The following is a 9,329-nucleotide window of genomic DNA, read 5'->3' as shown; positions in this document are numbered from 1 at the left end:
ATCGGAATAGAAAATCCCYYRRGGGATTTTCGTAWGTAGGCKAGTACTAGCAATTAATTATATACGTTGTTGTAAATAGTAGCTTTTTGTTTATTCCTAACTTTGATTATTAAATTACKATTCAAAAAAMCGATAAAATTTAAAATTCCACAAACGAGTTAAAAAACATTTCAAAACTCTTTTTTAAAAACTAGAAATATTCTCAATTTTTTCTTCTTTTTCTTAAATTGTTTTTGATTTAGATTCTACAAACGAGTTAAAAATATTTCAAAACTCTTTTTWAAAAACTAGAAATATTCTCAATTTTTTCTTCTTTTTCTTAAATTGTTTTTGATTYAGATTYTACAAACGAGTTAAAAATATTTCAAAACTCTTTTTAAAAAACTAGAAATATTCTCAATTTTTTCTTCTTTTTCTTAAATTTTTTTTGATTCAGATTCTACAAACGAGTTAAAAATATTTCAAAACTCTTTTTTGAAAACTAGAAATATTCTCAATTTTTTCTTCTTTTTCTTAAATTKTTTTTGATTCAGATTTTACAAACGAGTTAAAAATATTTCAAAACTCTTTCTTGAAAACTATAAATATTCTTAATTTTTTCTTCTTTTTCTTAAATTTGTTTTGATTCAGATTCTACAAACGAGTTAAAAAAACATTTCAGAACTTTTTCTTGAAAACTAGAAATATTCTTAATTATTTTTCTTTCTTAAAATAGTTTTATTTAAAAGATCACAAATGAATTAATGTTTTTATTTATTTGAAAATCAATTATTTATTTTGTTTTGGTCAGTTTTTTTTGCTATTATTTACAACGTGTTTGTATATGGTTTGTTGCGTTTTTGAAGTACTAAATTTAGTAAATAAAAACGGAATAGAAAATCCCTAAGGATTTTCGTAAGTAGGCGATAAGCTAGCAATAAATTATATACGGTGTTGTGGTGTCGTTTTTATTCACGCCATTCAGGTGTCATTATAGTTAGAGCTTCTTTTATTCCTAAACATCCATAAATTGGGTACTCTTCTCGTAAATCAATTAAATTAAAATACGCTTTTAGTTTGTATTCATCATTTTCTTTTATGTAAGTCCCATATCTCAATCCATCAGATACTATTAATCGCTTACAATTATTTTTACCTTTTGCATAATTTTGTGCTTGACTTTTAGCTGTCAAACAAGAATTGCCTTTTTTCTTGGCTTCAACTACAATTGATAAATTTTTATCCTCTCTTGGTAATTGGTCAAACAATGCTAAATCTACACGATGCCATTCAATTGCCATTTTTTGTGGTGTCCAACCTAAAGCTCTTAAAATAGGAACTACCAAATATGAAATGGTCTCAAATTCTGAAGGTACTTCTTTTCCAACATACCATTTTGCAATTCTTCTTAATTCATCGAATTCGGTGGTTAGTGTTTCAATAGATTGGCTTGAAACTCCTTTTTCAAATAAATATTCAGCAATTTCGTTTTGGTCAATTTTTTTTCCAGCTTTTGGTAATTCAATTATAGGTATGTCATACTTTTCTTGTGGAATATCAAGACTTGAAACCCAATCCAAAACATCTTTTCCCGTTAAGATTTGTGTTGTGTCTCCTTGTTTTAAAGCGTATGTTTTAAAATATTTAGGATTATCAATTCCTTTCCATAACCAACGGACTCTTCTAACGTGTTGTAAATCCCACCCATCAACATCAGAGAAACAATCAAGCCATTCGTATTCTCCAACTATTTCTCCAACTCCCAAGACCATATCAGTACCTAATCTTAAAACAACTAAATCTCCATTTTGCATTTGTTCTGCAAAACGCCAAATATCAGTTCGTTTTCTCGATGTCCAATTATGTTTTTTAAGAATTTCTATGCATTCAGGATAAGCTCCTGCATATCCTGGTCCATTTAAAATAACGTCCCATTTCATACAAATTTGAGAATAGTTCCTGTCTTTGTCTCCACAAGCTTGTTGCCATACTTTTTTGTTCTCAATATTCATTTATTTTCGGTTTTTCTTAAATGCACCACAACGTGTTTGTATATGGTTTGTTGCGTTTTTGAAGTACTAAATTTAGTAAATAAAAACGGAATAGAAAATCCCTAAGGATTTTCGTAAGTAGGCTAGAACTAGCAATGAATTATATACGGTGTTGCCAGTAGTGCTTATGCTACTTTAAATTCCGACTCGTTCATTTCAACACTAAATCGAACATTCGCTTTTAAAGCTCTAAACACTTTTAAAATCGTTTCGATAGTTACATTTTTCGTATTTCTTTCCAATTTCGAGATTTGCGATTTTTGAACTCCAATTAATTCTCCAAGTTGCTCCTGAGTTAATTTACGTTCTTTTCGGACAGATTTTATCATATCTCCAAGAACTTCCATTCGTAAATCAAACTCGTATTTATCACGTTCAGGGGTTCCAATTACTCCGATGTCTTTGTTCTTCATTTGTTCAAGTGTCATCATTTTCATTTTTTTATTTTTTGTTGCCATAATTTTCAGATTATTCGTTAAAATATTCAGTTTTTATTTTCAATGCTTTCTCAATTTCAGCTTTAGGAACTTTACTTACTTTTTTAATCATTCCGTGTGTTGATAATACAAGCGTTTCAGTTTTATCTGTTTTGTCCCAAAAAGCAAAAAGTCTATATTGAATTCCTTGATAAAGTGTTCTAAATTCCCAAATATCATCTGTTAGTTTTTTAAACAGTTTTGGATCATTTTGAAGTTTTGCCTTATCCAAATTGTAATAGATTTTCATTTTTGCTTTAGTATCCAATTTGGACATAAAATCAATAGCTTGTTCAAGAAATATTACTTCAAATTTTGGTTTCATTCAATCTATTTGTCATTTTACTTTAGCAAAGGTAATAATAAAAGTTGAATTATATGGAAACTTATTAGTTTTTTTTCAAATTACTGGCAACGGTTTGTATATGAAAAGTGCTGTTTTGTGTGCGAGGATTTTCCGCAGGAAAATCAGATGTAGCAAAACGGCACTGACTTTTGTATTATGACCAAATTAAGCATTTTTTATATACGTTGTTGTAAGTAGTTTGTTTTTTTTTCAGTTTATAATTCTGATTTAACTTTCTATTTCTTAATTCAACATTTGAGTAATTTCGACAAGTTTTTAATTCAGATTTTACGTGATTTTTGAATTCTTATTTTCTGTATTTTTCTCAATTCTACAAACGTTATAAATTCAGATTTTACATAATAATTCGGTCATTTTTATTTTCAGATTTCGCATAAATTTTGCAATTCCTATTCTGTATTTTTCTCAATTCTATAAGCGTTATAAATTCATATTTTAAATAATAATTCAGTCGATTTTATTTTCAGATTTTGCGTAAATTTTGCAATTTCTATTCTGTATTTTTCTCAATTCTACAAACGTTATAAATTCAAATTTCACGTAATAATTCGGTTAATTTTATTTTCATATTTAGAGTAAATTCAAGTATTTATAGATTCTAAATTTTATTCGTAATATTTTTCTACCGATATTTTTAAATTTCTGTATTTACTTGAAAATCAGGTTCTAATTGCGTAATTTTTGCGAATTACTTACAACGTGATTGTATATGGTTTGTTGCGTGTTTTAAGCACCTAATTTAGCAAATAAAAACCGAATAGAAAATCCGAGAGGATTTTCGTAAGTAGGCTAGAACTAGCAATAAATTATATACGGTGTTATGCCCTTTTATTTATCCGCATTCAAGTTTTATTTTGTTTATTGGAATTTCGTGTTTTATTAATTGAATAACCAATTGAACAGATTTTAAAGATTCAAACTCGTCATCAATTGAATGCATTAGCCTTAATAAACCATAGTATTCACTTTTTGAGTAATCAACAGTAAAAGAATCTAAACGAACTTTGTTTTTGGTTGTGGTAATATTAAATTTTTTATTATTCTCATCAAAACTAAAAGAAAGTCCTGAGTCAAATTCCCAATGGTCAATTCTGTTATTTGAATCTGTTAGATAAAATTCACCTTCTAGAATTCGAGTTTTTCCTTCAATCGAACGAATAAATAATTCCGCAATATCAATAGATTCTTGAACTTCTTCTTTTGTAGGTAGTTTGTAAAAGTGTTCTAATTTATTTCTTAGAGTTCTGGCTTTTGATACTATATAAGCTGGTGCAAGATTTAAAGCCTGAATTAATTTTAATTTATAAGGTAAATCATTGTTGAATTCCATTAAAGAAATTATATTTTCAGCTTGCTTTGGAATTTCTTGAAAATCGATACCTAAAATACTAAAGGTTTCATCAATTTGGCAATCGATTGCTCTTTTCGCATTGGTAAGAGAATTTATTAAACCTTGTCTATTGTTTGAATGAAAATCCAATTTAGAGAATCGTAAGAATTCTTTTGGTGAAATTTCAAAGTCAGAATTGTCACTACTACTTCCTCCACTTGGAATTAGTATGAGATTGGTTAAATCTATTTTTGACTCTTTTAATGATTCTTTAAGGTTCATCGTTCTTAATTGGGCATAACGGATTTGTATATGATTTGTTGCGTGATTCGGGACTAAATTTAGTAAAAAAAATCGGAATAGAAAATCCCCCAAGGGATTTTCGTATGTAGGCGAAAACCAGCAATTAATTATATACGTTGTTAGTTTTTCGTTGCGAAACATTTTTATAAGCACGTTTTTTTGCGTTTCTAAGTTTTTTAAGAATTTAAAATTCAAGATTTGTTTATTTTTTCTTTAAAATTCTAAACATTCTTTTTTAGATTCACGTAAAACAGGTTTTTTCACGAGTTTAAAATTCAGAATTTGTTATATTTCATTAAACTTTTTCTTTAAAATTCTAAGCATTCTTTTTTGGATTTACGCAAAACAGCAATTTTTTTACGAGTTTAAAATTCAGAGTTTTTTATTAAACTTTTTCTTTAAAAATCTAAACTTTCTTTTTTAGATTTACGTAAAACAGCGATTTTTCACGAGTTTAAAGATTTTCAATTTGTTTATTTTTTTCTGAACTTTTTCTTTAAAATTCTAAAGTTTATTTTTTAGATTCAAGCAAAACAACATTTTTTCACGAGTTTATAAATTCATAATTTATTCATTTTAATTATTTAAATATTCTCGATAATTCTATTTATTCTTGAAATTTCCATTTTTTCTGAATAATGAAAACTAACGTTTTTGTATATTATTTGTTGCGTTTTTCGAGCAACTAATTTAGTAAATAAAAGCGGAATAGAAAATTCGCGAGGATTTTCGTAAGTAGGCTTGAACTAGCAATAAATTATATACGGTGTTCTACGCAGTTTTTATTCCGCCATTTTGTTAATCAGTTCAATTCCCTTTTTAAGAAATTCGTCTTTTTCACTTGTTGTTTGTTTCACATAATTAGTTGGAACATACTTTTCTCTTGGTATTCCATTTATATGATAAATTTTTGCTGTTGAAAGACTGTATCCAAAATTTCGATGTTTAAACGAAAACCCATTCATTTCTCCTGCTAATCTTTCCATTTCTGAACCAACAATTTCTGCTCTATTTATTCCTTCAAATCCGATTGCAAGTCCTTCTCCCATACTTCCTGTCCAGCGACCAACTATAATCACAACTGGTTTTTTATATTGTATATCTCTTGGACTTACATACTCAACCCAACTTCGTACAATTTTAGGATTTCCATCATATTGTTCTGTCGTCAAATGTCTTTGATAAGGTTTCGGTTCTTTTATAAACCTGCTCATAATTCCACGAGCAACATAAGAATTCCCTCCATCCACAGTATTTCTCAAATCAATTATCAATCCTTTAGTATGCATTAAACTATCAAGTGCCTTATCAAATTCATTTATTAGGTTGTTATTTCCCAAAGAATTATTTATTCTAATTATTCCAATTTTGTTTTCTGTTTTAGATGTTAAAAGTGTAGAATTCTTTAATGTTTTGAGTTTATCTATATCAAATTCAATGATTTGATTATTTTTAACTTTTAAAGTTAATATTCTTGGTTGATTATAGCGTCCCGCTAAAATCTTATTTAAAATCCACTCTCTAAGTTTTTGAGAACTTTTATCATTGCAATGAGTTGGAAACTTATCAATAGCTTTATTCAAATCAATTCCGTTTATTTTTAGTAGTTCCGTTCCAATTAAATTTTGGTCGAGATTTTTAATTTGGGTTTGCCAAACGTTGGAAATAATTACCTTCTCATTTTTTACTGTTGCATAAATTGGTGAGAACAAACGATAAGAGGAATTGTAAGCTGTATTTAGATGTACGTGACTATCGGAAAATTCATTGAGTAAATACTCGAAGAACAGTACGATTTCTTCTTTTGATTTTATTTTAGGAATTTGTCTCTCATAATATTCTTGAATGCATTTTAAATCAACATTTTTTTCTTTTAAATAAATATAATTCTGTGAAAGGTCATTTATAATTTCGTTTAAGTCTTCTTTAACTTTATTATGGTCAATTTTATTTTCCTGTGAATTGACATAAGAAAAATTTAAAAGGATTAATATCGCTAAAATAAGGTTTCTCATAAATTGTAATGTTGTTGGTTTAAATTGCGTAGAACGGATTTGTATATGATTTGTTGCGTTATTCTGGACTAAATTTAGTAAAAAAAATCGGAATAGAAAATCCCCCAAGGGATTTTCGTATGTAGGCGAAAACCAGCAATTAATTATATACGTTGTTAGTTTTTCGTTATGAAACATTCAGATAAGCACGTTTTTTTGCGTTTCTAAATTTTTTCTTTAAAATTCTAAATATTCTTTTTTAGATTCACGTAAAACAGCATTTTTTCACGAGTTTAAAATTCAGGATTTGTTTTTTTTTTATTAAACTTTTTCTTTAAAATTCTAAACATTCTTTTTTGGATTTACGCAAAACAGCAATTTTTTTACGAGTTTAAAATTCAGAGTTTTTTATTAAACTTTTTCTTTAAAAATCTAAACTTTCTTTTTTAGATTTACGTAAAACAGCGATTTTTCATGAGTTTAAAGATTTTCAATTTGTTTATTTTTTTCTGAACTTTTTCTTTAAAATTCTAAAGTTTATTTTTTAGATTCAAGCAAAACAACATTTTTTTACGAGTTTATAAATTCATGATTTATTCATTTTAATTATTTAAATATTCTCGATAATTCTCTTTTTTCTTTAATATTCTCATTTTTTCTGAGCAATGAAAACTAACGTTTTTGTATATTATTTGTTGCGTATTTCGAGCATTAAATATAGTAAATAAAAGCGGAATAGAAAATCCCCTAAGGATTTTCGTAATTAGTTTAGTACTAGCAATAAATTATATACGTTGTTGTATTTAGTGGTTTTTGCATTTTAGTTCATTAATTTTATTAGAAATTCAAATTTTTCAATTTATTTATAATTCTATTTTTGTTTTAATGAGTTTTTGGTCAGAGTTTAATTCAGCGGATTTTCTTACGTTTCAACTTTCAATTCATTAATTTTATTAAAAGCTTAAATTTTTCAATTTATTTATGAATTTTCATAATTACTTTTTAATATTAATAATTTTTTGCGCTTCAGAGCTTAATTCCGCCAATTTGCTGATTTTTTTACGTTTCTACTTGTTCTCAGCTATTTTCTTAAAATAATTTTTTCTACGCTGGTTTTTCACGTTTCAATTTTTTATTTTATTAGAGTAGAAGTAGTTTTCACTTTTTACTATTTTTCGTCTATAATTTGTGTCCGCTTAATTTTTACTTTATAAAATACTCATTAGGAATTTCTGAGGAAATTCCGCCATTAAATACAACGGATTTGTATATGATTTGTTGCGTTATTCTGGACTAAATTTAGTAAAAAAAATCGGAATAGAAAATCCCCCAAGGGATTTTCGTATGTAGGCGAAAACCAGCAATTAATTATATACGTTGTTAGTTTTTCGTTGCGAAACATTTTTATAAGCACATTTTTTTTTGCGTTTCTAAGTTTTTCAAGAATTTAAAATTCAAGATTTGTTTATGTTTTATTTTTTCTTTAAAATTCTAAACATTCTTTTTTAGATTCACGTAAAACAGGTTTTTTCACGAGTTTAAAATTCAAGATTTGTTTATGTTTTATTTTTTCTTTAAAATTCTAAACACTCTTTTTTGGATTTACGAAAACCAGCAATTTTTTTACGAGTTTAAAATTCAGAGTTTTTTATTAAACTTTTTCTTTAAAAATCTAAACTTTCTTTTTTAKATTTACGTAAAACAGCGATTTTTTACGAGTTTAAAGATTTTCAATTTGTTTATTTTTTTCTGAACTTTTTCTTTAAAATTCTAAACTTTATTTTTTAGATTCAAGCAAAACAACATTTTTTCACGAGTTTATAAATTCATAATTTATTCATTTTAATTATTTAAATATTCTCGATAATTCTATTTATTCTTGAAATTTCCATTTTTTCTGAATAATGAAAACTAACGTTTTGTATATGAAAAGTGCTGTTTTGTGTGCGAGGATTTTCCGCAGGAAAATCAGATGTAGCAAAACGGCACTGACTTTTGTATTATGACCAAATTAAGCATTTTTTATATACGTTGTTACAAGTAGTTGTTTTTTTTCAGTTTGTAATTTGTGATTCTGATTTAATTTTCAATTTCTTAATTCAACAGTTGAGTAATTTCGACAAGTTTTCAATTCAGATTTTGCGTAAATTTTACAATTTCAATTCTGTATTTTGCTTAATTCTACAAACGTTATAAATTCAGATTTTACATAATAATTCGGTCAATTTTATTTTCAGATTTTGCATAAATTTTGCAATTTCTATTCTGTATTTTTCTCAATTCTACAAGCGTTATAAATTCAGATTTCACGTAATAATTCGGTCAATTTTATTTTCATATTTAGAGTAAATTGAAGTATTTATAGATTCTAAATTTTATTCGTAATATTTTTCTAGCGATATTTTTAAATTTCTGTATTTACTTAGAAATCAGGTTCTAGTTGCGTAATTTTTGCCAATTACTTGTAACGGATTTGTATATGATTTGTTGCGTTATTCTGGACTAAATTTAGTAAAAAAAATCGGAATAGAAAATCCCCCAAGGGATTTTCGTATGTAGGCGAAAACCAGCAATTAATTATATACGTTGTTAGTTTTTCGTTATGAAACATTCAGATAAGCACGTTTTTTTGCGTTTCTAAATTTTTTCTTTAAAATTCTAAATATTCTTTTTTAGATTCACGTAAAACAGCATTTTTTCACGAGTTTAAAATTCAGGATTTGTTTTTTTTTTATTAAACTTTTTCTTTAAAATTCTAAACATTCTTTTTTGGATTTACGCAAACCAGCATTTTTTTTTTACGAGTTTAAAATTCAGAATTTTTTTATT

5 protein-coding genes are annotated in these 9,329 nt (G+C 26.4%); all 5 read right to left on the bottom strand.

The features are described 5' to 3' along the window. Positions 1-947 precede the first annotated feature (947 nt). Entirely contained in the window at positions 948-1,991 is a 1,044-nt protein-coding gene (locus L0U77_RS11570; RefSeq protein WP_233901238.1) for a hypothetical protein, read from the bottom strand. Between the two features lie 164 nt (positions 1,992-2,155). Then, the gene (locus tag L0U77_RS11565; RefSeq protein WP_232118984.1) at positions 2,156-2,488 is read right to left on the bottom strand and encodes a helix-turn-helix domain-containing protein; all 333 of its coding nucleotides are present in this window, start codon (positions 2,486-2,488) and stop codon (positions 2,156-2,158) included. A 10-nt stretch (positions 2,489-2,498) separates the two neighbouring features. Beyond that, entirely contained in the window at positions 2,499-2,831 is a 333-nt protein-coding gene (locus L0U77_RS11560; RefSeq protein ID WP_232120105.1) for a type II toxin-antitoxin system RelE/ParE family toxin, read from the bottom strand. Between the two features lie 874 nt (positions 2,832-3,705). After that, positions 3,706-4,485 (bottom strand): hypothetical protein, encoded by a 780-nt coding sequence (locus L0U77_RS11555; protein WP_233901237.1) that lies wholly within the window; start codon positions 4,483-4,485, stop codon positions 3,706-3,708. An 803-nt stretch (positions 4,486-5,288) separates the two neighbouring features. After that, complete coding sequence (locus tag L0U77_RS11550; protein WP_233901236.1) at positions 5,289-6,521, bottom strand: S41 family peptidase; 1,233 nt, start codon at positions 6,519-6,521, stop codon at positions 5,289-5,291. Positions 6,522-9,329 lie beyond the last annotated feature (2,808 nt).

It is taken from the genome of Tenacibaculum piscium, assembly GCF_021390715.1.
Lineage (GTDB): Bacteria > Bacteroidota > Bacteroidia > Flavobacteriales > Flavobacteriaceae > Polaribacter > Polaribacter piscius.
Note: the sequence above shows the minus strand (reverse complement) of the source record. Positions and strands in the feature narration are given on the sequence as shown.

What these genes read in the sequence shown, in the direction of transcription:
- L0U77_RS11570 (WP_233901238.1), bottom strand. Translation starts at nt 1,991, where the DNA reads ATGAATATTGAGAACAAAAAAGTATGGCAACAAGCTTGTGGAGACAAA.
- L0U77_RS11565 (WP_232118984.1), bottom strand. Translation starts at nt 2,488, where the DNA reads ATGGCAACAAAAAATAAAAAAATGAAAATGATGACACTTGAACAAATG.
- L0U77_RS11560 (WP_232120105.1), bottom strand. Translation starts at nt 2,831, where the DNA reads ATGAAACCAAAATTTGAAGTAATATTTCTTGAACAAGCTATTGATTTT.
- L0U77_RS11555 (WP_233901237.1), bottom strand. Translation starts at nt 4,485, where the DNA reads ATGAACCTTAAAGAATCATTAAAAGAGTCAAAAATAGATTTAACCAAT.
- L0U77_RS11550 (WP_233901236.1), bottom strand. Translation starts at nt 6,521, where the DNA reads ATGAGAAACCTTATTTTAGCGATATTAATCCTTTTAAATTTTTCTTAT.